The following is a 26,517-nucleotide window of genomic DNA, read 5'->3' on the forward strand; positions in this document are numbered from 1 at the left end:
CTTTGTTAAAAATGATGAATAATTCAACAAAATTAATATTTTTGTATAATTATTGATTCAGTCTATTGAATTTGAAAATAATTTAAGCGAAAGTAAATAATTATAATCTATAAAATTTTAATTGATGAAGAATTCGTACGAAATTATTTTCGAAAACAACAGAAAATGGGTAGAGTCTAAGGTTGCAGATAATCCGCATTTCTTTGAAGATCTTGCCAAAACTCAAAATCCTGAGTATCTTTATATAGGATGTTCAGACAGCAGAGCAACAGCAGAAGAACTGATGGGAGCCAAACCGGGTGAAGTTTTTGTTCACAGAAATATTGCCAATGTGGTTAATACGTTAGATATGAGTTCCACTGCGGTGATACAATACGCAGTAGAGCATCTGAAGGTAAAACACATTATAGTCTGCGGACATTATAATTGCGGCGGTGTAAAAGCAGCGATGACGTCTCAGGATTTAGGGCTTTTAAATCCTTGGCTGAGAAATATTCGTGATGTTTACAGATTACATCAGGCAGAACTAGATTCTATCGATGGTGAGAGCAAACGTTATGACAGACTTGTAGAACTCAATGTTCAGGAGCAATGTATTAACGTAATTAAAATGGCCTGTGTGCAGGAACGATATATTTTAGAAGAATATCCTATTGTTCACGGCTGGGTTTTTGACCTTAGAACAGGTAAAATTATAGATCTTGAGATTGATTTTGAAGAAATACTGAAAGACATCCAAAAAATCTACAATCTTACAAGTTCAGACTGGGTTATGAGCAGAAAGACCAAATAATCTTTCTTTAAAATTTGAGTAAATGAAAATCTGGAGTATCATTACATTACTGTTTATCATCAACTTTACAGCTTTGCCGAGCATTGCTGCAATTTGCGGGTGGAAATTACAGAGAACTAATGTTATTCTGAACGAAGAAGAAACACACTCTCATTATTCATCATTTACGGTTTATGAAAAGACTCTACCAAAGACTCTAAACGTACATGATTTTCTGAAGTTTTTCGAGCCTGATCTCGAGCACAGATCTTTTGTGCTGATTGATGATTCTTTTCATCTTTCGCCATTTCTTACCATATTTTCTCCTCCTCCGGAAGCTTAATTTATATACATTAACAATATTCTTGTCAGATTTGATGTAGAATAAATGTCTTTTTTAAATTAATTTCCAATTTTTATTACCGAAGATTTTCATAAAAATCAATCGGCCACACTAAGTATTTTTCGCTGTCATGAAAAAAACAAATTCGTTATTTGGAGGAATTAAGGAGAATTTTCCTTCAGGCCTCGTTGTATTTTTAGTTGCACTTCCTTTATGTTTAGGGATTGCTTTAGCATCTGGTGCACCACCATTATCCGGCGTCATTGCAGGTATTGTGGGAGGCTTGGTAATTGGCACAATCAGTAATTCAAACATTTCGGTTTCGGGTCCGGCTGCAGGTCTTACTGCTATTGTTTTAACGGCAATTACAGATCTTGGGGCTTTCGAGCTGTTTCTTTGCGCCGGTATTATTGCCGGTATTTTCCAGTTGATATTAGGCTTCGCGAGAGCCGGAAGTATTTCAAATTATTTTCCAAATAATGTGATTGAGGGAATGCTTGCTGCCATAGGAATTATCATTATTTTAAAACAAATTCCTCATGCGGTAGGTTTTGATAAAGATTATGAAGGTCACGAATCTATTTTTGATAACGGATTAAATTTTAATTACTTTTCAGAACTTTTAGGAGCCATACATCCGGGAGCAGTTATTATAACTGCTGTTTCCATTGCTGTGCTTTTAGCCTGGGATCATATTCCTGCCTTAAAAAGGATGAAAATGCTTCCAGGAGCGTTAGTGGCTGTTGTTGTGGGAATTTTACTGAATGAATTATTCAAATTATCCGGAAGTTCTTTGGCAATAGGTAGCGAACATTTGGTTTCATTACCCGTTCCTAAAACTCTTGATGATTTTAGTAATTATGTTACACTTCCCGATTTTTCAGGTTTTCTAAGCTGGAAAGTGTGGCTTACCGGAGCTACTATTGCTACCGTTGCCTCTATAGAAACATTGCTTTGTATTGAGGCTTCGGATCGTCTGGATGTTCAGAGAAGAATTACAGACACCAATCTGGAATTGAAAGCTCAGGGAATCGGAAATCTTATCAGTTCGTTTATCGGCGGACTTCCAATGACTTCGGTTGTGGTAAGAAGTTCAGCAAATGCAAATTCCGGAGCAACATCAAAAATATCGACAATAATTCACGGGTTTTTGTTATTGATTTGCGTGTTGTCGATCCCTGTCATTTTAAATTTAATTCCATTTGCAACACTGGCTGCAGTTTTACTTCTGGTAGGCTATAAATTGGCAAAACCTGCAACATTTAAGCATTTCTGGCATTTGGGAAAGTTTCAGTTTATCCCATTTGTGGCAACGGTGATTGCTGTTGTGGCAACCGATTTATTGAAAGGAGTAGGAATTGGTTTGGCAATTTCGGTTTTCTATATTTTACAGGGAAATATGAAACGTGCTTATTATCTAAGCCGTGAAAAACTGAGCGATGCAGACGGAATTACGATAAAATTGGCAGAGGAAGTATCTTTCCTGAATAAAGCGGCAATAAAAAAGACATTGAAAAACATTAAATCAAATTCTACGGTAACAATTGATGCGAGAGGAACATCTTATATCGCAACAGATGTACTGGAGATGATTCAGGATTTTGCCAACATTAGAGCGAAGGAAGAAGACATTCATGTGGAGCTTTTAGGTTTCAAAACTTCGTACAGAGACTACGAATCCGATGAAGATTCTCATATCATCATTACCCATAAACGAGCCATGTAAGCTCAAATAAATTTTATAACTTTAGTTTAAATAATAATTCAAAAAATAAATACATTTATATGAAAGCACATACATCAGAAACTCAGTCTACAATTACACCAGAAAAAGCATTACAGTTTTTAAAGGAAGGAAACCAAAGATTTGTAGGAAACTTAAAGGCAAACAGAGATCTTTTGGAACAGGTAAATGCAACCCGTGAAGGACAGTGGCCATTTGCGGTGGTTTTAAGCTGTATTGACAGCCGTACTTCTGCAGAATTAATCTTTGATCAGGGATTGGGAGATGTTTTCAGTATCAGAATTGCAGGAAATTTTGTAAATCAGGATATTTTAGGTTCTATGGAATTTGGCTGTAATGTAGCGGGTTCTAAACTGGTTGTTGTTCTTGGTCACACAAAATGTGGCGCTTTAAAAGGCGGTCTGGATGCAGCTAAAATCGAAGGAATGGGAATGGATAATCTGAATCATCTAATTGATCATTTTAATCCTATTATCAATACAATTATTAATGAAGGTGAAGACCGTTCTTCGGGAAATGCAGATCTTTTAGAAAGATTAAATCAGCACAATGTAAAAAATGCGATTGACGATATCCGTAAGCAAAGCTCTACTCTGAAGAGACTTGAAGAAGAAGATAAAATTAAAATCGTTGGAGCTAATTATGACGTTGAAACCGGCGTTGTAACTTGGTTGTAATCTAGCTTATCTTTATAAATAAATAGGGGCGGAATTTGTTCCGCCCCTATTTTTATTTTCCGTTAAAAGCAGACATTGTATTACCGATTCCTGCAAAGACAAAAGACAAGCAGGCTTTTGTAAATTTTTCTATTCTCTCGGGAAGTTTCTCACTTTCTTCTTCGTTCCAGGTTCCTAAAACATAGTCAACCTGTCTTCCTTCTGAAAATTCAGCTGAAATCCCAAAACGAAGCCTTGCATAATTTTGGGTCTGCAAAACTTCCTGAATATTTTTCAGACCGTTGTGACCCGCATCCGAGCCTTTCATTTTCATTCTTAAAGTTCCGAAGGGCAATGCAAGATCATCCGTAACGATCATCACATTTTCCAAAGGAATATTTTCCTTCTGCATCCAGTATTTCACGGCATTGCCTGAAAGATTCATGTAGGTATCGGGTTTTAGAACCAATACTTTTCTTCCTTTGTACTTTCCTTCTGCCATCCAGCCGAAATTAGTGGTATTGAATGATGCTTCTAAAGTTTCTGCAATTTTATCTGCAACTTTAAAACCTATATTGTGACGTGTATTTTCGTATTCTGCGCCTTTGTTACCAAGACCGACAATTAAATATTTCATGAGAAATTTTTTGCAAAATTAAGAGTTCTGAAAGAAAAAACTCAACCCGAAAAGGATTGAGTTTTAAATATTCTTAAAGAATTTTTATTCTTTATAATGGTTTGTAAAAGTAATTTACTTTAAAGCCCTGTGTTACATATGTTTGCGCATCATACCTGTAATCCGTTGCAAAAGGAACAGAAACCGGAATTGGCGGAACTAAATCTGTGATAGACATTCTTTTAGGATTATTTGGAGACAAAATCAATGCTCTGTCATCATTTACTTCCGTTGATATAAGCACCGAAACTTTATACGCGAATGGCAATAATGTGTAGCCATTAATATTAGAATCGTAATTTGTAAAATCGAAGCCATACTTTTCAGTTGGAGGATTAACTACGCTTCCTGTAAAAGTTCCTATATTTTTCAAAACTCCTGAAACATTATCTCCTGAATAGCTGTAAGTAGCTTTAGAATAATCTGTGTAAACAAAATTAGGAATGTCTGCACCCCAGTTAGAATCAATTGTTACCATTTTACCCGTAGTTGCACTGTAGGTAAGAGTGTGAAGCGCTTTTGTTTTAGCTAAAACCGCATATACACCAACAGTAGCCGGAGGAACAGGTGCTGCTCTTCTGTATACCGTTCTGTTTTCGGAAATCAAAGTCAGTCTGCTTAAATTTCCGTAAGTATATTGTTGCGTATAAGAAGTACTGTCTGTATCTAAAACACCATCGCCATCGGAATCTAAAAATCCGTTAAATGTAATTTTACTTATTTTATCACCGCTCCATTCTACGTTAGTTACAGAATTTTTCGGGGTTTTAACTCTTGAAAGAAGCAGCCCATTGTATTCGTATTCTGCAATAGTTCCCACATCTGTCACTTCTCTGGATAAAGCTCTTGGCCCAATTAAACCGGTATTTTGATTCAAATCCAAAAGTGGATTTCCTTCCTCATCAGTCAAATCTTTACAAGAATGTATAGAAGATAGACCTGCAATTAGCACAACAAAATAGAAAAGTCTTTTCATAATCTAACGGGATTATTTAATTTTCCACAAATATAATTTTTTTTTGTATAAAAATCATATAATTATTCATATTCTAGCAAAACTAATAATGAAATATCTTTATAACGCTTTATAAAGATACTTTTGACTTTGCGTCTGATCTGAAACCGGATAGTTTTGAGTATCGTACAGATAAGTATAAGTACCAGGAATTACCTGACCAGCCACACCCGGAGCAGGAGATGGAAATGCTATATTAAAACTCTGAAGATTATTAGCAGATAATGAAGGGAAATTGATAGGGTGAAATAAACTCCACATCACAAAAAAAGTTTTTGGCAATGTTGTATATGGATTAATTTTATTATCGTAAATAGTGTAATCATATGTTGTCGTTAAAACAGTAGCAGACAAATCCGGAACACCAGCCGAATTCGTCATCCCTGTTTCAGTAACCATTTTCGTTATATTATCTCCTATATTTGTCAGATTATAATTGGTGAAATGTGTATAAGTACTTCCTGATTTCTTTTTCTCAACAATTTTTGTCATCTTGCCTGAACCGTCATATGTGTATGTATATTCGCTGTTGAAGTTTGGCATTGTTCCCATCATTGTCTGACAAGTTGTGTAATTGATTTTTCCTCCTGAATCATAAGTAATATTAAAGTCATAAGATAACGTATTTGCCGGAGCACCATTAACTTCCTGCGCAAACTTTACTCTTGTAATTTTTCCCGAAGTATAGGTAACTGTTCCTACTAAGAATGAAGTAGGACCGCTCGCCTCCTTGAAAATCGCTTTTTCAAGAACGTTTCCTGTGGTTACAAATTCTTGGTTCGTCACATTATTCACATTTATTTTATGTAAAATTCGTGGTCCTGTGATTGAAGGTGTACTTCCTCCTCCACTTCCGGGATTGTTATTATTATTTACGGTATTATTAATAGGATCTGCTGTTGTATTGTCGCAAGAAAACATAAAGCTGAGAAGTAAGATAGCCACTCCTGTAAGAAAATAATTTTTAATCATAACTTTGGGTTTTTTAATTTCACAAATATAATTTATTTTCAACGTAATTGGGTATATATTAAAATTTTAATAAAAAAAATACCCCAAAGCCTAAAGTTTTAGATATTTTATAACCTATTGTGCATTTATAAATTTGTTTTACTTCAGTAAGTGAAAAGCCTTTGTTTACCTTTAAAAAAACTTTTTGATTTAAATTCTTTGTTTTCCTTTGCGATAAAATAAACGCAAGGTTAAACAAAAAACTCAAAAACTATGCTGAAATAAAGTAAAACAAGGGTGCTTCGCTTATCAAAGAAATACAAGTTTTTGATTTTCAGTTTGTTTAATATTTTCCCATAAATGCACAACAGGTATTTTATAATATTTTTTACTGATGCCTGTAAATTATAATAACTTAATTTTTAAGGGTTTGTTTGTCATTCCGCAGGAATCTAAACTTCTTTATTTTCAATATGTTTAGATTTCTGTGGAATGATAAAATGAGGTTGATTTTATATTTATAATTAAACGCGGATATTCAATTATATTTTTGATTCAATTAAATTCCCAAAACAGACTTCAGCAAAACATTTACCTCATCTACATTTTTCACTTTATCTTTTCGCATCATCAGATTATTACCATCTTTCCCTGCTTTTTCTTTCAATTGAGCCTGCGCAGGATTTTGAGTTAAATAAGAAATAATATGTCTGAATTTATCGGTCTGATAAAACTTATCCTGCGGATTACCCGGAAAATATCCTAAGAAAATCCCGTTTTTCATTACAATTTTTTCAAAACCAATATCTGCAGCAAGCCATTTTAAAGCAACGCTTTTCAATAAATTGATCACTTCATGCGGTAAAGTTCCGAAACGGTCTTTCAATTCATCTTCAAATTTTATTAAATCTTTCTCGTTATCAATTTCAGCTAATTTTTGGTACAGCAACAATCTTTCTTCAGTGCTTGAAACGTAAGAATCGGGAAGCATCAATTCCAGATCGGTATCGATATTGACTTCTTTCACAGATTTGAAAAGCTTATTCCGGTCTTCTTCATTTTCAAAGATATCTTCAAAATTTTCATCATCTTTTAATTCTTCAAGAGCTTCCTGCATCATTTTCTGATAGGTCTCAAAACCCATTTCGTTGATAAAACCACTTTGCTCAGCTCCGAGCAAATCTCCGGCTCCACGGATTTCCAGATCTTTCATGGCAATCTGGAAACCACTTCCCAGATCTGAAAACTGCTCAATCGCTTCCAGTCTTTTTCTTGCATCAGAAGTCATCATATCAAATGGCGGTGTAATCAGATAACAGAATGCTTTCCGGTTGCTTCGTCCTACTCTTCCTCTCATCTGATGAAGATCTGCCATTCCGAAACGCTGTGCATCATTAATGAAAATCGTATTCGCATTCGGAACGTCTACTCCACTTTCAATAATCGTGGTGGCAACCAAAACGTCGTATTTTCCATCCATAAAGTCAAGAACATTCTGCTCCATCTGCTTCCCTTCCATTTGTCCGTGCGCAGTGATTACTTTTGCATCAGGAACCAATCTTTGAATTAACCCTGCAATATCTTTCAGATTTTCAATTCGGTTATTGATGAAATAAACCTGTCCGTCGCGCTGCAACTCGTAAGAAACCGCATCACGGATAATTTCTTCACTGAAACCAATAATACTTGTATCAACGGGTTGTCTGTTTGGCGGCGGCGTTTTTATCACCGATAAATCCCGAGCTGCCATTAAAGAAAACTGTAATGTTCTCGGAATCGGTGTTGCCGTCAATGTCAATGTATCGACATTGGTTTTCATTGTTTTAAGTTTATCTTTTACCGAAACTCCAAACTTATGCTCTTCATCAATAATTAATAATCCAATATTTTTAAATTTCACTTTATCTGAAGCCAATTGATGCGTTCCGATCACAATATCAATTTTTCCGTCTTCCAAACCTTTTAAAGTTTCAGATTTTTGTTTTGCCGTTCTGAAACGGTTTAAATAAGAAATATTTACCGGAAAATCTTTTAATCTTTCTTTAAAACTTCTGTAATGCTGAAACGCAAGAATCGTTGTTGGGACCAATATTGCCGTCTGTTTTCCGTCTGTTGCAGCTTTAAAAGCAGCTCGAATGGCAACTTCCGTTTTCCCGAAACCAACGTCACCACAAATCAAGCGATCCATCACCCCTTCATCTTCCATGTCTTTTTTCACATCAAATGTGGCTTTTTCCTGATCCGGAGTATCTTCATAGGTAAAACTTGCTTCCAACTCATTTTGAAGATAAGAATCGGGTGAATACTGGAATCCTTTTGCGGTTTTTCTTTCTGCATAAAGTTTAATCAAATCAAAAGCAATCTGTTTGACTCTCGCTTTCGTTTTCTGTTTTAAAGATTTCCAGGCTGGAGAGCCAAGTTTGCTCAGAACGATTTCTTTTCCGTCCGGTCCGTTGTATTTTGAAATTTTATGAAGTGAATGAATGCTTACATACAATAAATCACCATTTTTATACGTCAGTTTAAAACATTCCTGGATTTTGCCGTCGTTGTTTACCTTTACCAATCCCATGAATTTTCCGATTCCGTGATCGATATGGGCGATAAAATCTCCTACTTTTAAAGACATTAAATCTTTCAGCGTTAACTGTTCCGATTTTGCAAAAGCATTTTTGGCTTTATATCTTTGGTAACGGTCGAAAATCTGATGATCTGTGTACACCAGAATTTTATGGTCTGGATCTACAAAACCTTCATGCAATTCAGATTTAAAACTTTTAAAAGCAATCTGCTGTCCCAATTCTTCAAAAATAGATTCGAGTCTGTCTTTTTGTTTGTCTGTTGCAAATGAAATCCAGATTTCGAAACCTTCATCTTTTTTTTCCTGCAAATCTTCCATCAGCAACTGGAAATTTTTATGAAAAGAAGGTTGGGCAGTCTGATTTAATTTAACCTCAACAGATTTTACATTTTCAATTCCAACACTGCTAAAATCAATGGTTTTGAATTTTTTATAGTCAAAAAGAAATTCTTCATCAGAAATAAATAGTTCCTGCGGAGTTCTGTGTGAAATATCTTTGCTTAAACCATCATATTTTTCTAAAGATTTCTCATAAAAACTTCTCAGCTTCTGCAAACCGACAATTCCGTTTTTAGAAATGATAAAACTATCTGTTGGTAATATTTCAAGAAAAGAAACTTTTTTTCCGGAAACCGAAAAATTCATATTGGAAACCAGCTGAAATCCGTCTACTTTATCGACAGAAAGCTGAGTTTCGATGTCAAAGGTTTTAATATTCTCCACTTCATTACCAAAGAAAGTAATACGATAAGGTTTTTCGTTGGAATAAGAAAAAACATCAACAATTCCGCCACGAACAGAAAATTCTCCCGGCTCGGAAACGAAATCGGTCTGATTAAACTGATAGTGATTCAGCAATTCATCCACAAAATCGAAATCAAGCTGATCTCCTGTATTGATGTTGTGAGAAATTGCTTTGAAATCTTCTTTTTTAAGAACTTTTTCAGACAAAGCTCCGATGTAAGCCACGATAACTTTTGGTGATTTTCCTGAATTTATCTTGTTTAAAACCTCAGTTCGTAAAACCAGATTGGCATTCTGAGTTTTTTCAACCTGATAAGGTTCCAGATGCGTTGCCGGGAAATAGAGCACATTGTCTTTTCCGAGCAGATCTTCCATTTCACTGTTAATATACAATGCATCTTCTTTTTCATCTGTAAGAAAAAGCAAAGTTTTTTTATGGGTGAGAAAAAGCTCGGCAGCAAAAACCGAAGCTGAAGAACCCGCAATTCCTCTTACCGAGAGATGCGATTGAGTCTCTATTTGTGCGAAAATTTCTTTTCCAAATTCTTTTTTAAGCAAATCAGGAAGAAACTTTTCATTGATATTTTTTAGCTGCATAAATAATGTAGATATAAAACGACAAAAGCGATTTCGAGACTTACCCGAAACCGTTTACAGAAGTCAAAGATACGGTAATTTTCATTTCTGTATAGTTCCACTTACAAATCAAATTTTAACCCAAAACATCGTATTTCTTAATTTTCAAACAAAAAAGCTTAAAAAAAGTTAAAATAATTCTCAGTTTGGATTTAAGGCACAGTGTTTGAAAAGTCAAAAGCCATAAACCAATAAAAAAAATATTATGAAAAATGTATTCAAAATTTTAGGAGTTTTTGTACTTCTGTTCACTGCTTTCTCACTTTCGTCGTGCAGAAGCGATGACGATCCTGCAGACAATGATTTCTTTGCCGGAACTTATAAAGGGAGTATTTCTTACACAGACAGCGACAAAAATATCTCTACAGATAACGGAGAAGTTTTTGTAACGAAAATCGCAAGTGGAACTAAGTATAACTTCAGATTTTCAGACGGAATCCCTGATCTGAACGGTCTTGAATTTCAAAAACAAGGTGATAACACTTTAGTTATGGTAAATTCTAATGCATTAGTATATGTAAGAATTGACAACAACGAATTGAAAATGATTTATACAGTGGATGGCAAAACATGGAGAGCCAACTGTACCAGATAATTTAATGACTATTCATTCATAAGTTTGTCCGTTTCCAGATTTTGGAGGCGGACTTTTTATTTGGCTGAAATTAATTTCAATTTAAGAAGTGATAAAATTTAGTTAAGATTGGATAAAAATAAATTTATAACCCATTTTTCTCTTACATTTACTCTACTAAAAATCAGACAAATGAAAAAATTTCTTACGGCAATGTCCATCGTTTTAGGATTAGGATTTGCATCTGCTCAACAAGTTGCTCCAGCAACTAAAACCACCACTACTAAAACTGTAAAACCAGTAAAAGCCGCAGAACCTACCGCTGCGAAACCTGCACAAAAACTTAAAAAAGACGGAACTCCGGACAAAAGGTATAAGGAAAACCAGAAGCTAAAAAAAGACGGAACTCCGGATAAAAGGTACAAAGTCAATAAATAAAAAAGACATATCACTGTCATTCATAATCAAATTTTCAATAAACCGATGCCTAGAACATCGGTTTTTTTGTTTTAAAACATTAAATTATTTCCGTGGATTCTCTACTTATTTATAAATTTGAACCATGTTAAACTTTCTAAAGAAAAATGCAGCGTTGGTTTGGGCAAAAAAACATGTTCAAAAAGCAGAAGAATTCAAGAAAAATGGGATAAAGAACCAAGAGAAACTTTTGCTATCTCTTGTTGAAACTGCGCAAAAAACTCTTTTTGGAAGAACACATCATTTTGAAACCATTAAATCTGTAAAAGATTTCCAGGAAAAAGTTCCTGTTGCAGATTATGAAGATTTAAAACCTTACATCGAAAAAGTAAAACGCGGACAACGAGATATTTTATGGATTGAAACCCCGGAATATTTCGCTAAAACTTCGGGAACGACTTCCGGCTCAAAATACATCCCGATTTCTAAAGAAGGAATGCCTTTTCAGGTGAAAGGAGCCCAGAGTGCGCTTTTCCATTATATTGCGAAGAAAAATAATGCCGATTTTGTCGGCGGAAAAATGATTTTCCTGCAGGGAAGCCCTGAATTGGAGGAAGTTTTTGGCATTCAAACCGGCAGACTTTCAGGAATTGTGGCCCATCACATTCCAAATTATCTTCAGAAAAACCGCTTGCCAAGCTGGGAAACCAATATGATGGAAGACTGGGAAGCCAAAGTCGATAAAATCGTTGAAGAAACCGAAAAGGAAAACATGACATTGATTTCGGGAATTCCGCCATGGTTAATCATGTATTTTGAAAAGCTGATTGAAAAAAACGGTAAAAAAATAAAACAGCTTTTCCCAAATCTCCAGCTGATCGTTACAGGCGGTGTAAATTACGAACCATACCGCGATAAAATGGAAGAACTTTTGGGCGGAAACGTAGATATTGTACAGACATTTCCGGCTTCGGAAGGTTTTTTTGCATTTCAGGACGATTATACAAAAGAAGGTTTGTTACTTTTAACCAATCACGGAATTTTCTATGAATTTATTCCTTTGGAACAATATGGAAAACCTGATGCGCCAAGATTAACTTTAAAAGATATTGAACTTCATAAAGATTATGCTCTGATTTTGACGACCAATTCAGGTTTATGGGCGTATTCCATTGGTGATGTTGTGAGATTTATAGATAAAAATCCGTACAGAATTCTGGTAAGTGGAAGAACAAAGCATTTTACATCGGCTTTTGGTGAACACGTAATTGCTTTTGAAGTAGAAGAAGCCATAAAAACTACTGTAGAAAAATTTCCGGCCCAGATTACGGAGTTTCATTTGGCTCCGGAAGTGAATCCGGAAGATGGCCTGCCTTATCACGAATGGTTTATTGAGTTTGAAAAAGAGCCTGAAAATTTAGATTTATTTAAAAATGAACTCGATGATCAGCTCAGAAAACGTAATACGTATTATGATGATTTAATTTCTGGAAATATTCTGCAGAAACTTCATATTTCTAAGCTTCAGAAGAATGCTTTTCAGGAATATGCAAAATCTGAAGGGAAACTGGGCGGTCAAAATAAAATCCCAAGATTGGCAAACGACAGAAAAATTGCAGATGTATTGAAAATTTATAAAAAATAATACACCACCAAAAATTACTATTATGAAAAAATTATTGTCTCTTTTAGTAATCATTTCCATAACTTCTTGTAGTTCGCTGCAATACAGTGCAACAAAAAATCCTGACCATTATAAAAATATAAAGGCAGGAAATAAATACACTTTTCATCAAACTGACGGAAGCAAAATCCCAATAACGATCAGTTCCATTTCTAAAGACAGTATTATTGGAACTAGAAAAAATGAGAGAATTGCAGTTGCAAAAACCAATATCTCTGAAATAAGAAAGGATAGAACTGCGGTTGCTGTCGTTGCAGCAGCCGGAGGAATTGCTGCTTTTACCATATTAGTTGTTGGGATGACAAAGGCGACAAAAGATTTGTCTGATGTTGCCGCTGCCTATGGAAGTGGTTTAAATTAATCGCTCTAAATTATCTTTTAAATATAAAATTTCTTCATTTTCAGATTTAATCTTACAAAAAATATGATATTTCTTTTTTAATGAAAACATATATTCAAAAAAAATTATAAATTTGGAAAACTAAAAAATTGTAATGAAAGCATCTGTACTTTTAAAATCATCATTATTTACGTCTTTATTTGTAATTTCATCTTGTGCAACGACAAAGTACAGCGAAGATATTGCACAAAATAATTATTCTAACCTTGACGCCGGAAAAATCTACGTTGTAACACCAAGAGACGGTTCTAAGAAACAAACTATTTTGTTCCGTAACGTTGATGGTGATAACATTATTGGCACAAAGGGAAAAAAAGACAGTACAGAAGTTATTATTCCTAAATCTAATATTGCCTCTGTAAAAGACAGATCACAGGCAAGAGTTGTAGGAGGTGCAGTGTTAATCGGTGCTGCAGGTGCTGCTGCGATTGTAATCAGCTCTTTGAGAGCCGACTAAAATAGACAATATCTTTCAAAAGATATTTTATTTATCATTTGAAATTTGAAAATACTGATAGCCTTAAATGAATATTTAAGGCTATTTTTGTGCATGATTTCATTATTACCGCTCAAAACATTACAAAATGTTGAATTCAGAAATCTTCTTACAGGAAGATTTTTTATTGTTTTAGCATTCAGAATGCTCGCTACTTTATTGGGATGGTGGGTGTATCAATTAACAAAAGACCCTTTTTCAATCGGGCTTATCGGGCTTTCTGAGGTAATTCCGGCGGTAAGTTGCGCTTTGTACGCCGGTCACGTAATTGACATGAATGAAAAGAAAAGACTTCTTTTGATCTGTAATTATGCGTATGTTTTTCTCATCAGTTTATTAATGATTCCTGCGTTTTTTGATGTGGAACTACACTTTACAGGACATGAAATCACTTACTTTATTTACGGCGTTATTTTCTTTACCGGAATTGCGAGAGCTTTTATAGGACCTATTATTCCGTCGATGATTCCTAAAATTGTAGAGAAAGTAAATCTTCCGAGTGCAATTACTTTAAACCAGGCCGCTTTTTTGATTTCTTCTGTTTGCGGTCATGCTGTTGGCGGATTTTTAATCGGATTTTTTGGTGTTAAATGGACTTTATTGGTGATTATTTCACTTTTATTGATTGCTTCTTTATTTTTCTGGCAATTAAAAAAGCAGTTTTCTGAGCATAAAAAAGACGAAATCAAAGTAATGGAAAGTATGCGTGAAGGAATTGCCTATATTTTTAAAACTAAAGAAATTTTAGGTGCGCTCTGTTTAGATATGTTTGCAGTACTTTTTGGAGGTGCGGTTGCTTTGATTCCTGTTTTTGCAACAGATATTCTGAAATCGGGAGCCGAAGGTTTCGGATTGCTAAATGCTGCTTCAGATATTGGCTCAATGATTATCATAACAACGTTATCGTTAATTCCTTTAAGAAAAAATCAAGGCAAAATCTTATTGACTGTTGTTGCAGGATTTGGATTATGTATAATCGGTTTCGGCTTATCTCATTATTACTGGCTTTCTTTTATGTTCTTAGTTTTAAGCGGAATGCTGGATGGAATTTCTGTGGTAATTCGGGGAACAATTGTTCAGTTGAAAACTCCGGATCATATTCGGGGAAGAGTTTTAAGTGTGAACTCTATTTTCATCATGTCGAGTAATGAAATGGGACAATTTGAAAGCGGTTTGGCGGCTAAACTTTTAGGAGTTGTACGATCAGTAGTTTTCGGAGGAAGCATGACTGTTCTGATCGCATTACTTGTAGGAAGCACAAACCCTAAATTGAGGAAAATGCAATATTAAATACATTCTACCGTTATGCAATGATATACAATAAAAACTTTAATATAAGATTAATAATTTTTTTATATTTGTATTAAATAATTTTTCAAAAATGAAAAAAACTCTACTCATTTTTTTAACAATCATTTCTCAAATGATTTTTGCACAATCGAGTTCCGATTGTGGAGGAACGGTTCAAGTCTGCGGGAACACCCCAATCTCTTTTACCCCAACTGGTTCTGGAAATATTCAAGAAGACTTGGGTGGCTGTATGGTTTCTGATGAGCATTACTCTATATGGTATACATTTGCCATCGCTACTTCGGGTACTTTAACGTTTACTATTGCACCCAATGCACTATCTAATGATTATGACTGGGCAGTATATGGACCCAATGTATCTTGTAGTGCCTTAGGAAGTCCGATTAGATGTAACTATTCTGGAACTCCTGGTCTTACAGGACTGAATTTCACCAATACAAATACAACATCTAACGGAGCAGGTTCTCCATTTTGTTCTTACATGGATGTTGTTGCCGGACAAACGTATTATTTAGTTGTTGACAACTTTTCACAATCTGCAAACGGATTTGTGCTAAGCTGGGGCGGTACTGCAACATTAGTTTCACCTTTTAATGCAGCATTTCAGCCCAACCCGTTTATTCCACCAGGAAGCCCAGCTGCCACACCAACTGCGCCAAACGAGATAACGGTTTGTACCACTCCACCTGTATTTGATTTCTCAAGTTTATCGACAGGAATTATAAACGGTAATCCGAATTTCGTTGTTTCGTACTATAAAAATTCAAATGATGCAATTAGTGGAAATAGTCCGATTTTAACACCTATTACTGTAAATACAACCGATACATATTATTATGTAATTACCTATGTTGATCCCGCATCTCCGGGAGGAGCGATAAGTAAGTGCAGGCTTCCGGGGACATTCAAATTTGTTCAGAGAGGCATTACTGCAACTGACGCCACTTTAACAGAATGTAACAATAATAATGCGGGGACTGCATTGTATAATTTAACCACGGCAAACGTATTTAATGATCCTACTGCTGTGAGAAAATATTATCCATCTATGACCGATCTAAATAATGGCACAGGTGAGATTACCAATCCTTATCAATATGTTTCTGCTGCAGGTTCTGTTTTTGTGTTGGTAACTTCACAATTCGGATGTACTGATGTTGCAGAGATTAAATTAAGATTTTATGCAGATATTGTGGTTACAGAAGCTACTTTAAGATCTTGCTTTATTGAAACAAATCCTTCTACGGGATTATTCAATCTAACAACAGCTAATGTAAACACTCAAAGCGGACATACAAAAACATATTATCCGTCGATGACTGATGCAGTAAATCAAACCAATCAGATATCTGCGTCTAACGCCTCTGCCTATACTGCACCAAATGGTGTCATTTATGTAAGAGTAACGAATGACAACGGCTGTTATAAAGTTGCAAAAGTAAATCTTGTAGTTATTGCCCCGGTTTATTCATCAGTTTTAGTTGATAAAATTATCTGTGTCGAAAACAAAACTACTTTAGATGCAGGAGCCGGATTTACTTCATACGAATGGAGCACTGGTGCAACTACACAAACGATCTCAAATGTCGGAGTGGGAACATATTGGGTAAAATTAAAAACAGGAGACTGTATTTCGAAGCAATCTGTAAAAGTCTATGGTTCAGAATCACCCGTTGTGAGTGATATTGAAATATCAAATAATACAATTACAGTAAATGTTACCGGAGGTGTTCCGCCGTACAGATATTCAATTGATAATGTAAACTGGCAAGATTCGAATATTTTTTCAAATATTTCCAGAGGAGAGCATACTGTTTATGTAAAAGACAGCTATAACTGTACCCCGATTCAAGTGAATGTACTGGTACCAAATCTTACAAATGTGATTACTCCAAATGGAGATGGCGTAAATGACGTTATTGATTATTCAGCATTATCAGGCAAACAAAACTTAGTCCTTAGCATTTTTGACAGATATGGTTCTAAGATTTATCAGGCCGATAAAACGAATGGCTACAAATGGAACGGTACTACCAATGGAACCAAAAATGCTCCGACAGGCAACTACTGGTACTCTGTAACATGGAATGAAAATAATAAACAAAATACTTCAATCAAATTCTCCGGTTGGGTATTATTGAAAAATAGAGAATAAATACTCTTTATGAAATCAAAAAAAGTCGCTTGCAAGCGACTTTTTTTGATTTTACATAATTATAAAGTTGATTTGATTAATTTTTGTTAAATTTGTATTCAAAATCATTTAGAAATGAGAAAACTGCTATTTTTTTTTATTTTAATAACTTCACAACTATATTATTCTCAATCAGACTGTATCAGCGCAATACCAATCTGTGGTAACTCTGATATATCTTATAATTCTGATACTAACGGAAGTGTGATTGAACAAACCTCGGGAAGTTGCCTAGGCTTGGAAAATAATTCGGTTTGGTATGTATTTACGGCTGCTACTTCCGGAACTATTGAATTTACAATAAACCCCGATACTGTTCCTGGCGTTACTCATTATGACTATGACTTTGCAGTTTATGGGCCAAATATTGATTGTACCACTTGGGATTTTGGGGATGCCATTCGTTGTAATTATTCAGGAACCAGTGGTCCTACAGGACTAAGTTCCACTCAAACCGGAAGTCAGTGGGGTCCACCGCTTCCTGTAATTGCAGGAGAAGTTTATTATGTTCTTATTGACAACTATATTCCCTCAAGCGGTTTAGGATTTTCTCTTACATGGGGAGGTACATCAACATTAACGTCTGCTTTCAACAATCCAGCATTAGCACCAAATCCATTCATTACTCCAGGTGTACCTAATGCAACAAATCCTGCTCTTCCTAATGAAATTTTAAAATGTAATCTTCCTACACAATTTAATTTTACAACTTTGACAACCGGCATCTTAAATGGTAATCCAAATTTCACTGTAACATACCATGATGCCAATAATGATGCAATAACAGGAGCTAACCCATTAACAACAGCAACTGTAGATGGCACAACGGTTTATTATTACAGAATAAAATATTTAGACCCTGCTAACCCGACTAACCCAGCCAACGGATGTTTTCAATCCGGCAAGTTTAAATTTAAACAAGGAAACATTATCGCCAAAGATGCCACAATCTATGCGTGTAATAACAATAATCAGGGAACAGGAACTTTTAACCTTACCACAGCAAATGTTTTTGACGATGTAACTGCAATCAAAAAATATTATCCTTCATTAGCGGATATGAATGCAGGAACTAATCAGATAATGGATCCTACAGCATATGTTTCATCAGTTCCTAAAACGATATATGTAAAAGTAACTTCTACGGAAGGTTGTACTGATGACTCTACAATTACTTTAGCATACTTTCCTGTCGTAGTAGTAAACGAAGCATCTTTAGAATCTTGTTTTATCGAAGGAGCAACCACAACAGCTTCTTTTGATCTTACACAAGCTACTGTAACAAGTCAATCTCCAGTTACTAAAAGGTTTTTTACATCACAAGCAAATGCTTTAGCAGGAACAAATGAAATTATTCCGGCAACCAATTACATTACGGCTAATACGGATGTTTATGTAAGAGTTACAGATGCAAACGGATGTTATGCGATTACAAAAATTAATTTAAAAGTTCTACCTCCTGTAAAATCAACTGTTCTGAAAGACAAAACAATTTGTGTAGAAGATAAAACAACTTTAGATGCAGGACCAGGATTCGACGGATATGAATGGAATACCGGTGCAACTACACAAGTAATAACAAATGTAGGAGTAGGTGCTTATTGGGTAAAACTGAAAACAGGAAAATGTTTCACTTTACAGCAAGTGCATGTTTATCCTACACTACAACCTGTAATTGCAAGTATCGACATTACCAACAATACAGTAACAGTAAATGCATCAGGCGGAACTGCTCCTTACCAATATTCTTTAAACGGAATCAACTGGCAAGACTCAAATGTATTTACAGGTTTACCAAGAGGTGAAAATAAGATTTTCTTAAAAGATTCTTATGACTGTAATCCTGTTCAGATTCAAATTACAGTTCCGAATCTTGTTAATGCAATCACTCCAAACGGAGATAATGTAAATGATGAAGTAGATTATTCTGCTCTTGCTTATAAAAAGAATCTTGTCTTTACAGTATACAACAGATACGGTAATAAAATCTATCAGGCTGATAAAATCAGAAACTTTAAGTGGAACGGAACTTCAGGCGGTAAAAAAATTCAGACAGGAACCTATTGGTACACCATCACATGGAATGAAGATGACAAAAACAATACACAAACAAAATACGACGGATGGGTATTGGTAAAAAATAGAGAATAATCATATTTTTACAATTCATATAAATCACCTTAGTAATGGGGTGATTTTTTTTATTAACACTGAACCTCTTCTGTTTACCGCAGTTGCTGTATGTTTTCCATAGAATTGTTAGTTACTATTTCAAAATTATTTTCTAAAAAAACTATCTTTGCAACATGGCGCAGAAAGAAACACTCTCCTCTCTTACACAAGGAAACTTTGCTAGAGAATTGTCGATTGCAGATGGAAAAATGCCTCCTAATGCTGTAGATTTTGAAAGATTGGTAATCGGTACTTTTTTAATTGACAAAAAAGGACTGGACTATTCTATTGATCTACTTACCCCGGAAGTTTTCTACGACCCAAGACATCAGGTTATTTTTGCTACAATTTTAAAACTCTATGAAGGAAACCAGCCTGTTGACATCATGACTGTCATTCAGGAAATGAAAAAGACAGACAAACTAAGTTCTGCAGGAGGAGACCATTACATTATCGAGCTTACCATGGGAGTAAGTTCATCAGCACATATCGAGTATCATGTACGTGTTATTCTTGAAAAATATATTTTAAGAAGTTTAATTAATGTTTCAGCAAACGTGATCGATACTTCTTACAAAGAATCGACCGACGTTTTTGAACTTTTAGATAAAGCCGAACAATCTTTTTTTGAAATCACCAACGGAACCATCAAAAAAGGTTTCGACACCGCTAATACTTTAGTAAAAGAAGCGATTGACATCATTAAATCTTTAAAAGACAAAGAAGGAATTTCGGGTGTACCATCCGGTTTCAGAGATGTTGATAAAGAAACCGGAGGTTGGCAAAATTCCGACCTTATTATTGTTGCAGCGCGTCCTGCGATGGGGAAAACCGCTTTTATTCTTTCAATGGCGAGAAACATTGCAGTGGAGTATAAAATTCCGATGGCATTATTCTCACTAGAGATGGCATCGGTACAGCTCATCACCAGAATGATTGCTTCCGAAACAAAAATTTCATCAGAAAAACTAAGAAAAGGAACATTAGACGACGAAGAATGGCAAAGATTATTTTCGAATGTCTCTGAGTTGGAAAACGCACCATTATATATTGACGAAACTCCTTCCCTTTCTATATTTGACTTTAGGGCAAAATGCCGAAGACTCGTAATGCAACACGGTGTAAGATTAATCATGGTCGATTATCTCCAGCTGATGACTGCAGGTGGTGGCGGAAAAGGAAGCGGAAACCGTGAACAGGAAATTTCGATGATTTCCCGCTCATTAAAAGCCATTGCGAAAGAACTGAATGTACCTGTAATTGCACTTTCCCAGCTTTCAAGAAGCGTGGAAACCCGCCCGGGAAAACGACCTCAGCTTTCAGATTTGAGAGAATCCGGAGCAATTGAGCAGGATGCAGATATTGTTTCATTTATTTTCAGACCTGAGTATTACAAAATTACGGTTTGGGATAACGATGAAGAAGGAGCAGAAACTTCTACTGAAAACCAGGCAGAATTAATTATTGCAAAACACAGAAACGGTGCTACTGCAGATGTAAGATTATCTTTCTTAAAACATTTTGCAAAATTTGGAAATATTGAAGAAGCCACAAACGGATTGGGATATTCAAATCCTATGGGTGAACCAAGTGGGTTTGAAAAAATTAAGACAACTATTCAACCGGGAGCAGCTTTCGATTTACCGGATACTTCAAAACTTTCAGGATCTTCTATGAATGATCTTGATGATGAAGAAGATTTTCCTTTTTAATAATTTAGGTTAAGATTTAGATTAAGGCAAAAATTTAATCTAACTAGTAATTAACCTCAACCTTATCCTCAATCTCAATGAGAATCGAAATATATACAGACGGAGCCTGTAGCGGAAACCCCGGAAAAGGAGGTTATGGAATTCTAATGAAAGTTCCTGAAAAAAATTATCAGAAAACATTCTCCAAAGGTTTTAGAAAAACGACCAACAACCGAATGGAACTTTTGGCGGTAATTATTGCGTTGGAAAAACTAAAATCCGCGGAAAATGACATTCATATTTTTACAGACAGCAAGTATGTTTCTGATGCCATCAATCAAAACTGGATTTCAGGATGGATTAAAAGAGGCTGGAAAAATGTAAAGAACCCTGATCTTTGGAAGAAATTTATCGTTCTTTATAATCAGCACAAGCCAAAAATGCATTGGGTGAAAGGCCATGCAGGACATTTTGAAAATGAACTTTGTGATAAACTCGCCGTTGCAGCCTCAAATTCACCAAACCTTGAAGTAGACGCCTATTTTGAAAGCCTTGAAAACAATTCTTTATTTTGAAAAAACTATGACAAGGTATATCATATTCAACTTTTTGTTATCATTACTAATTTTTATTACAAAATAATCAAACTTTTTACAAAATTAACAGGTTATAGATATTTATTAGCTAAGATTTAATATCTTTACACGTCTAATTTAAGTATCCTATTAAATGAATAAAAAACTACTCTTTTATTTTAGCCTTTTTATACTTTTTGTTTCCGGAAAACTGTCTTCTCAAACTTATCAGCTTACAGGAAATCCCATTTCTACGACAGGATGGACTATGGTGTCACCCACCGTTGTGGGAACTACTGGAGATTTTATTCAGTTAACTCCGGATACCAACAATCAGTCGGGTTCTATCAGGCTAAACAACCCCATTAATCTGAAATTCTGTGATAAATGGCGTGTTGAATTTGATTTCAGAATGGATTCTAACCAAACTGCTAACGGAGATGGTCTTGCTTTCTGGTATTTAGCCAATCCTCCTGTAGCGAGCGTTCTTGGTTCTGGTCTTGGTGTGTCACAAAATGCAGTCGGTCTCATTGTTGGTTTTGACAGCTATAATAACACGACTACTGCGGTGATGAGTAAAGTGCACGTTGCTTATGGGCAGGTCGTAAATACAACAGACACCAATAATGTAGAATTTTTCAACGTTGCAGGAAGTTCATTCCATTCACCGGATATGAACACCACTCTTCCTTTTCAGGGAACCACTTTCAAACATGTTGAAGTAAATGCAGCTGTAAACACATCAATTCCCAATACTTGGAATATCACAATAAAAATTGACGGAAACACGATCTGTAATCAATCTTTTACTGCATCCGGAGCTGCTGCAGCTATGACACAAGGGTACTTTGGGTTTTCGGCTTCTACAGGAGGAAACAGATCTAGACATTCAATTAAAAATGTAAAAATTTATACCGACAAAGTAAGTTTATTGCAGCCATCGGTTTCTCAGTCTTTATGTCCTAATCCGTCAACAGGTTTTGGAACTGTGAATTTAACTTCTTTCAATTCTCAGTTTGTGGCAAACCCGGCAAATTACACATTCACTTATTTAGTTGGAGGTACTCCTGTAGGAAGTCCAACTACTTTTCAGTTTAATGCAAATACAACGGTGAATGTTATTATTAAAGACAATTCAGCTTTGCTTTGCGATAATCCCGATGGAGTAATACAACTTAATCTCGCTCCATTTACCGCTACAAACGTTACACTTTTAGAATGTAATAACAATGGCGCATCAACTGCAACCTATAATCTGAGTACAGCAAATGTAACAGGAGTTCTTGGTGCTACCAAAAAATATTACAGAACTTTAGCAGATTTGAACGCAGGAATCAATGAGATTACAAATTTCACGGCGTATGTTTCTGCTCCCGGAAAAGTGTATGTAAAAGTTACCACTCCGCAAGGATGTACAGGCAATGCTGAAATTACACTAGGCTTTCACCCGCTTCCTGTAGTAAAAGACGCAATTTTAGAAGCCTGCTTTAATGAAACAAATCCTGCAACAGCTACATTTGATCTAACAACGGCTAATGTTACCACAGATACAGGAATTACAAAACAATTCTACACTTCTTTGGCCAATGCATTAAGTGGTACAAATGAAATTATCCCGGCTATTGCTTACATCAGTGGAAACACAGACGTATATGTAAAAGTAACCAACACAAACAATTGTTTTGTCATTAAGAAAATCTCACTTAAAGTAGTTACTCCTGTCACATCATCAGTATTAAAAGACAAAATAATCTGTATTAATGAAAGAACCACACTAGACGCGGGGCCAGGTTTTGCAGGCTATCTGTGGAGCACCGGAGCAACAACTCAATCTATTGTGGGAGTACCTATTGGAAATTACTCCGTGATATTAAAAACAGGAAACTGTTTTACTATACAATTTGTAAATGTGAAAATGGCCGCAAACCCTGTCATTTCTACTATTGACATCAGCAACAATACACTCACTGTAAATGTTTTGGGAGGAACGGCTCCTTACAAATATTCTTTAGACGGAATAAACTGGCAAGATTCTAATATATTTAAAGGAGTACCACGCGGCGAAAATAAAGTTTTTGTAAAGGATTTTTACAATTGCGAACCTGTACATGTACAAATTACAGTTCCGAATCTCATCAACGCAATTACTCCTAATGGCGATAACGTAAATGATTTTATCGACTATACTGCACTGGCTTACAAGAAAAATCTTGTCTTTACAGTGTATGACAGATATGGAAACCTTAAATATCAAGCAGATAAATTGAGAAACTACACTTGGGATGGAATGTCCGGAGGTAAAAAATTATCTACAGGTACTTATTGGTATACCATTACATGGACTGAAAATGACGCAAACAATACCCCTGCAAAATACAATGGATGGGTATTGGTTAAAAACAGAGAATAAAAATTCTGCACCGCTTTATTAAGGTGGTGCATTTTTATTTTTATATTTAAAAAAACAATAATAGAACATCAAGATCCATTCTTTACAAATGATATTTTAAGTACTCTATAGATACTTTATCATCTTAATTTCATCTATTTAAAGCAAAAAAACAGATAATTTTACCCAACAATAAATCTACTAAGTTAAAAATGAAAAAAATTTTACTCCTCAGTTTTTTGTTCGTTTTATCAATCATTAACCAAGATTTAAAAGCTCAAACCTATCAGCTTACAGGAAGTCCTGTAATCAATACTACAGGATGGGACATTGTTCCTTCAGCATCTGCGACAGGTGATTTCGTACAGCTTACCGCTGATCAGATCAGTCAGTTTGGCGCCATTAAACTATCAAACCCCATCAATCTTAAATATTGCGACAAATGGAAAGTAGAGTTTGATTTCAGAATCGACGGAAACGGAACCACTGCATACGGAAGAGGTGACGGTCTTACATTCTGGTATCTTTCAAATCCTCCAACTGCATTTACAACAGGAGGCGGACTAGGAATTCCGGCCAATGCAAACGGATTAATGGTTGCATTTGACATATTCAATAATTCCACAGAAGGACAAATGAGCAAAGTACACGTTCTTTACGGAACCAATAATGTACCTGCAGGAAGCCCAAATATTGAATACAATATGACTGCAAACAGTACTTTTCATTCTGCAGATCTTAATCCTACACAACCTTTCGTAGGTCCTAATTATAAACATGTAGAAGTAAATGGAGAAATAAGTACATCCAATCCTAATATCTGGATCATTCAGATCAAAATTGATGGTGTGGTGATTACGAACCAATCTTTTACAGCAACCGGAGGAGCAGTTGGTATGACTCAGGGGTATTTCGGCTTTTCTGCGGGTACAGGGGCTGCAAGCGCAAGACACTCGATTAAAAATGCAAAAATATTTATTGATAAAGTGCCGATTCTGCAAAATAGCGTCACACCTTTTGTTTGTACAAATCCGGCAACAGGAACTGGTTTCGTAGATTTAACGGCATATGCGAATCAATTTGTAAATAATCCTGCAAATTATATTATCACTTATTACGTTGCAGGAAACCCGGTACCTATTGCTGCACCTACAAATTTTCAGTATTCAGGAAACACTACAATTACAGTTGTCGTAAAAGACCCTTCATCTACACTATGTGATAATGGCGACGGAAAAATTATTTTAAATCCAAGTCCTTTTGCGGCAGATGATGTAACAATTACAGCATGTAATAACAATAATGCGGGAGTAGCCTATTTCGATTTAAGTACGGCTGCTGTTACCAACCTTCCTGGTGTAGTTAAAAAATATTATCCTTCATTGGCAAATCTTAATGCAGGAACAAATGAAATCCTTAACTGGTCAAATTACCCATCTGCAAACGGCGGAACAGTACATGTAAAAGTTACCACTTCCTCAAGGTTGTTCAGATAATGCAGTTATCACATTAAATCATCGGCCTGTTGTTGTAGTAACCGATGCTACATTAAGAACATGTTTCTTACCGGATAATATATCGATGGGATCATTTAATCTTACTACAGCTACTGTAACAACACAAACGGGAACTGCAAAAACCTATTATCCTTCATTACAGGATGCTATCAACGGAACTAACCAGATTTCCCAGCCGCAACCTTATATTGCACCAAACGGAGTTATCTACATTAAAGTAACAAATACAACAACAGGATGTTATGCTATTGCAAAAGTGACGTTAATTGTTATTCCGCCAGTATATTCTACCGTTCTGAAAGACAAAATTATTTGTATAGAAGATAAGACAACTTTAGATGCCGGAACGGGATTTAGCAGTTATTTATGGAGCACGGGAGCAACTACACAGACTATTTCAAATGTAGGAGTTGGTACTTATTGGGTAAAGCTTAAAACCGGAGATTGTATCTCAACACAATCTGTAAAAGTTTTTGCTTCAGAACAACCTGTCATTACTTCAATTGATGTAAATGCCACAACCATTACAGTTTATGCCAACGGAGGAACACCGGCTTATCAGTACTCACTAGACAAGGTAAATTGGCAGGAATCTAATATCTTCAAGCAGATATCAAGAGGAATGCACAAAATTTATGTGAAAGATTCTTACGATTGTGAGCCAATGGAAGTAGAAGTTACCGTACCAAACATCATCAATGTAATTACTCCGAATGGAGATGGTCTTAATGACATTATAGACTATTCGGCTTTAGGGAGCAAAATAGATTTAACGTTTAATGTGTATGACCGTTACGGAACAAAACTTCATCAAGGTGATAAAACCAACAATTACAGATGGGACGGAACTGCAAACGGCAGAAAAGTTCCTACCGGAAGCTACTGGTACTCTGTAACATGGAATGAAAACAACAAAACCAGAACCCCGGTAAAATTATCCGGCTGGATTATGGTAAAAAACAGAGAATAATTTTTTTTC

At 35.5% G+C, this 26,517-nt stretch carries 21 protein-coding genes; 17 read left to right on the top strand and 4 right to left on the bottom strand.

Features of this window, described 5'->3' with window-relative positions:
* The first annotated feature begins 124 nt into the window (after window positions 1–124).
* From ACOOWA_RS01625 to ACOOWA_RS01640, 4 genes are all read left to right on the top strand, one after another.
* Window positions 125–793 (top strand): carbonic anhydrase, encoded by a 669-nt coding sequence (locus ACOOWA_RS01625; protein ID WP_421372794.1) that lies wholly within the window; start codon window positions 125–127, stop codon window positions 791–793.
* Window positions 794–815: 22 nt separating this feature from the next.
* Window positions 816–1,115 carry a hypothetical protein gene (locus ACOOWA_RS01630; RefSeq protein WP_421372795.1) on the top strand — a complete coding sequence of 100 codons (300 nt, stop codon included), beginning with the start codon at window positions 816–818 and terminating at the stop codon, window positions 1,113–1,115.
* A gap of 130 nt (window positions 1,116–1,245) precedes the next feature.
* Window positions 1,246–2,841 carry a SulP family inorganic anion transporter gene (locus ACOOWA_RS01635; protein WP_421372796.1) on the top strand — a complete coding sequence of 532 codons (1,596 nt, stop codon included), beginning with the start codon at window positions 1,246–1,248 and terminating at the stop codon, window positions 2,839–2,841.
* 59 nt (window positions 2,842–2,900) lie between these two features.
* A complete protein-coding gene (locus ACOOWA_RS01640; protein WP_421372797.1) occupies window positions 2,901–3,536 on the top strand; it encodes a carbonic anhydrase family protein in 636 nt (211 codons plus the stop codon).
* Window positions 3,537–3,588: 52 nt separating this feature from the next.
* Here the strand turns inward: ACOOWA_RS01640 and pth are convergent, their stop codons facing one another.
* The 4 genes from pth to mfd all read right to left on the bottom strand — a co-directional run bounded on the left by pth (window position 3,589) and on the right by mfd (window position 10,079).
* Window positions 3,589–4,152: an aminoacyl-tRNA hydrolase gene (gene pth, locus ACOOWA_RS01645; RefSeq protein WP_421372798.1), complete on the bottom strand. Its 564-nt coding sequence runs from the start codon at window positions 4,150–4,152 to the stop codon at window positions 3,589–3,591.
* A 91-nt stretch (window positions 4,153–4,243) separates the two neighbouring features.
* Entirely contained in the window at window positions 4,244–5,167 is a 924-nt protein-coding gene (locus ACOOWA_RS01650) for a hypothetical protein (protein ID WP_421372799.1), read from the bottom strand.
* A gap of 99 nt (window positions 5,168–5,266) precedes the next feature.
* Entirely contained in the window at window positions 5,267–6,178 is a 912-nt protein-coding gene (locus ACOOWA_RS01655) for a hypothetical protein (RefSeq protein WP_421372801.1), read from the bottom strand.
* 538 nt (window positions 6,179–6,716) lie between these two features.
* A complete protein-coding gene (gene mfd / locus ACOOWA_RS01660; protein ID WP_421372803.1) occupies window positions 6,717–10,079 on the bottom strand; it encodes a transcription-repair coupling factor in 3,363 nt (1,120 codons plus the stop codon).
* A 244-nt stretch (window positions 10,080–10,323) separates the two neighbouring features.
* Here mfd and ACOOWA_RS01665 point away from each other — a divergent pair, with 244 nt between their 5' ends.
* The 13 genes from ACOOWA_RS01665 (at window position 10,324) to ACOOWA_RS01725 (ending at window position 26,508) form a co-directional block, all read left to right on the top strand.
* Window positions 10,324–10,713, top strand: coding sequence for a hypothetical protein (locus ACOOWA_RS01665; protein ID WP_421372804.1), 390 nt, complete (start codon window positions 10,324–10,326; stop codon window positions 10,711–10,713).
* 171 nt (window positions 10,714–10,884) lie between these two features.
* Window positions 10,885–11,130 carry a hypothetical protein gene (locus tag ACOOWA_RS01670; RefSeq protein ID WP_421372805.1) on the top strand — a complete coding sequence of 82 codons (246 nt, stop codon included), beginning with the start codon at window positions 10,885–10,887 and terminating at the stop codon, window positions 11,128–11,130.
* Window positions 11,131–11,254: 124 nt separating this feature from the next.
* Window positions 11,255–12,754, top strand: coding sequence for a GH3 auxin-responsive promoter family protein (locus tag ACOOWA_RS01675; protein ID WP_421372807.1), 1,500 nt, complete (start codon window positions 11,255–11,257; stop codon window positions 12,752–12,754).
* Window positions 12,755–12,776: 22 nt separating this feature from the next.
* A complete protein-coding gene (locus ACOOWA_RS01680) occupies window positions 12,777–13,154 on the top strand; it encodes a hypothetical protein (protein ID WP_421372809.1) in 378 nt (125 codons plus the stop codon).
* A gap of 133 nt (window positions 13,155–13,287) precedes the next feature.
* On the top strand, window positions 13,288–13,650 hold the full coding sequence (locus tag ACOOWA_RS01685; protein WP_421372811.1) for a hypothetical protein: 363 nt from the start codon (window positions 13,288–13,290) through the stop codon (window positions 13,648–13,650).
* 93 nt (window positions 13,651–13,743) lie between these two features.
* A complete protein-coding gene (locus ACOOWA_RS01690; RefSeq protein ID WP_421372813.1) occupies window positions 13,744–14,979 on the top strand; it encodes an MFS transporter in 1,236 nt (411 codons plus the stop codon).
* Between the two features lie 91 nt (window positions 14,980–15,070).
* A complete protein-coding gene (locus tag ACOOWA_RS01695) occupies window positions 15,071–17,155 on the top strand; it encodes a gliding motility-associated C-terminal domain-containing protein (RefSeq protein ID WP_421372814.1) in 2,085 nt (694 codons plus the stop codon).
* A gap of 114 nt (window positions 17,156–17,269) precedes the next feature.
* A complete protein-coding gene (locus ACOOWA_RS01700; protein ID WP_421372816.1) occupies window positions 17,270–19,345 on the top strand; it encodes a gliding motility-associated C-terminal domain-containing protein in 2,076 nt (691 codons plus the stop codon).
* 155 nt (window positions 19,346–19,500) lie between these two features.
* Entirely contained in the window at window positions 19,501–21,078 is a 1,578-nt protein-coding gene (gene dnaB, locus ACOOWA_RS01705) for a replicative DNA helicase (protein WP_421372818.1), read from the top strand.
* 77 nt (window positions 21,079–21,155) lie between these two features.
* On the top strand, window positions 21,156–21,632 hold the full coding sequence (rnhA, locus tag ACOOWA_RS01710; protein WP_421372820.1) for a ribonuclease HI: 477 nt from the start codon (window positions 21,156–21,158) through the stop codon (window positions 21,630–21,632).
* 154 nt (window positions 21,633–21,786) lie between these two features.
* Window positions 21,787–24,042 carry a lectin-like domain-containing protein gene (locus ACOOWA_RS01715; RefSeq protein ID WP_421372822.1) on the top strand — a complete coding sequence of 752 codons (2,256 nt, stop codon included), beginning with the start codon at window positions 21,787–21,789 and terminating at the stop codon, window positions 24,040–24,042.
* A 191-nt stretch (window positions 24,043–24,233) separates the two neighbouring features.
* The gene (locus ACOOWA_RS01720) at window positions 24,234–25,517 is read left to right on the top strand and encodes a lectin-like domain-containing protein (protein WP_421372824.1); all 1,284 of its coding nucleotides are present in this window, start codon (window positions 24,234–24,236) and stop codon (window positions 25,515–25,517) included.
* Between the two features lie 85 nt (window positions 25,518–25,602).
* Window positions 25,603–26,508, top strand: coding sequence for a T9SS type B sorting domain-containing protein (locus ACOOWA_RS01725; protein WP_421372826.1), 906 nt, complete (start codon window positions 25,603–25,605; stop codon window positions 26,506–26,508).
* The last annotated feature ends 9 nt before the right edge of the window (window positions 26,509–26,517 follow it).

Source organism: Chryseobacterium sp. GP-SGM7, assembly GCF_049166575.1.
GTDB lineage: Bacteria > Bacteroidota > Bacteroidia > Flavobacteriales > Weeksellaceae > Chryseobacterium.

What these genes read in the sequence shown, in the direction of transcription:
- ACOOWA_RS01625 (WP_421372794.1), top strand. Translation starts at nt 125, where the DNA reads ATGAAGAATTCGTACGAAATTATTTTCGAAAACAACAGAAAATGGGTA.
- ACOOWA_RS01630 (WP_421372795.1), top strand. Translation starts at nt 816, where the DNA reads ATGAAAATCTGGAGTATCATTACATTACTGTTTATCATCAACTTTACA.
- ACOOWA_RS01635 (WP_421372796.1), top strand. Translation starts at nt 1,246, where the DNA reads ATGAAAAAAACAAATTCGTTATTTGGAGGAATTAAGGAGAATTTTCCT.
- ACOOWA_RS01640 (WP_421372797.1), top strand. Translation starts at nt 2,901, where the DNA reads ATGAAAGCACATACATCAGAAACTCAGTCTACAATTACACCAGAAAAA.
- pth (WP_421372798.1), bottom strand. Translation starts at nt 4,152, where the DNA reads ATGAAATATTTAATTGTCGGTCTTGGTAACAAAGGCGCAGAATACGAA.
- ACOOWA_RS01650 (WP_421372799.1), bottom strand. Translation starts at nt 5,167, where the DNA reads ATGAAAAGACTTTTCTATTTTGTTGTGCTAATTGCAGGTCTATCTTCT.
- ACOOWA_RS01655 (WP_421372801.1), bottom strand. Translation starts at nt 6,178, where the DNA reads ATGATTAAAAATTATTTTCTTACAGGAGTGGCTATCTTACTTCTCAGC.
- mfd (WP_421372803.1), bottom strand. Translation starts at nt 10,079, where the DNA reads ATGCAGCTAAAAAATATCAATGAAAAGTTTCTTCCTGATTTGCTTAAA.
- ACOOWA_RS01665 (WP_421372804.1), top strand. Translation starts at nt 10,324, where the DNA reads ATGAAAAATGTATTCAAAATTTTAGGAGTTTTTGTACTTCTGTTCACT.
- ACOOWA_RS01670 (WP_421372805.1), top strand. Translation starts at nt 10,885, where the DNA reads ATGAAAAAATTTCTTACGGCAATGTCCATCGTTTTAGGATTAGGATTT.
- ACOOWA_RS01675 (WP_421372807.1), top strand. Translation starts at nt 11,255, where the DNA reads ATGTTAAACTTTCTAAAGAAAAATGCAGCGTTGGTTTGGGCAAAAAAA.
- ACOOWA_RS01680 (WP_421372809.1), top strand. Translation starts at nt 12,777, where the DNA reads ATGAAAAAATTATTGTCTCTTTTAGTAATCATTTCCATAACTTCTTGT.
- ACOOWA_RS01685 (WP_421372811.1), top strand. Translation starts at nt 13,288, where the DNA reads ATGAAAGCATCTGTACTTTTAAAATCATCATTATTTACGTCTTTATTT.
- ACOOWA_RS01690 (WP_421372813.1), top strand. Translation starts at nt 13,744, where the DNA reads ATGATTTCATTATTACCGCTCAAAACATTACAAAATGTTGAATTCAGA.
- ACOOWA_RS01695 (WP_421372814.1), top strand. Translation starts at nt 15,071, where the DNA reads ATGAAAAAAACTCTACTCATTTTTTTAACAATCATTTCTCAAATGATT.
- ACOOWA_RS01700 (WP_421372816.1), top strand. Translation starts at nt 17,270, where the DNA reads ATGAGAAAACTGCTATTTTTTTTTATTTTAATAACTTCACAACTATAT.
- dnaB (WP_421372818.1), top strand. Translation starts at nt 19,501, where the DNA reads ATGGCGCAGAAAGAAACACTCTCCTCTCTTACACAAGGAAACTTTGCT.
- rnhA (WP_421372820.1), top strand. Translation starts at nt 21,156, where the DNA reads ATGAGAATCGAAATATATACAGACGGAGCCTGTAGCGGAAACCCCGGA.
- ACOOWA_RS01715 (WP_421372822.1), top strand. Translation starts at nt 21,787, where the DNA reads ATGAATAAAAAACTACTCTTTTATTTTAGCCTTTTTATACTTTTTGTT.
- ACOOWA_RS01720 (WP_421372824.1), top strand. Translation starts at nt 24,234, where the DNA reads ATGAAAAAAATTTTACTCCTCAGTTTTTTGTTCGTTTTATCAATCATT.
- ACOOWA_RS01725 (WP_421372826.1), top strand. Translation starts at nt 25,603, where the DNA reads ATGGGATCATTTAATCTTACTACAGCTACTGTAACAACACAAACGGGA.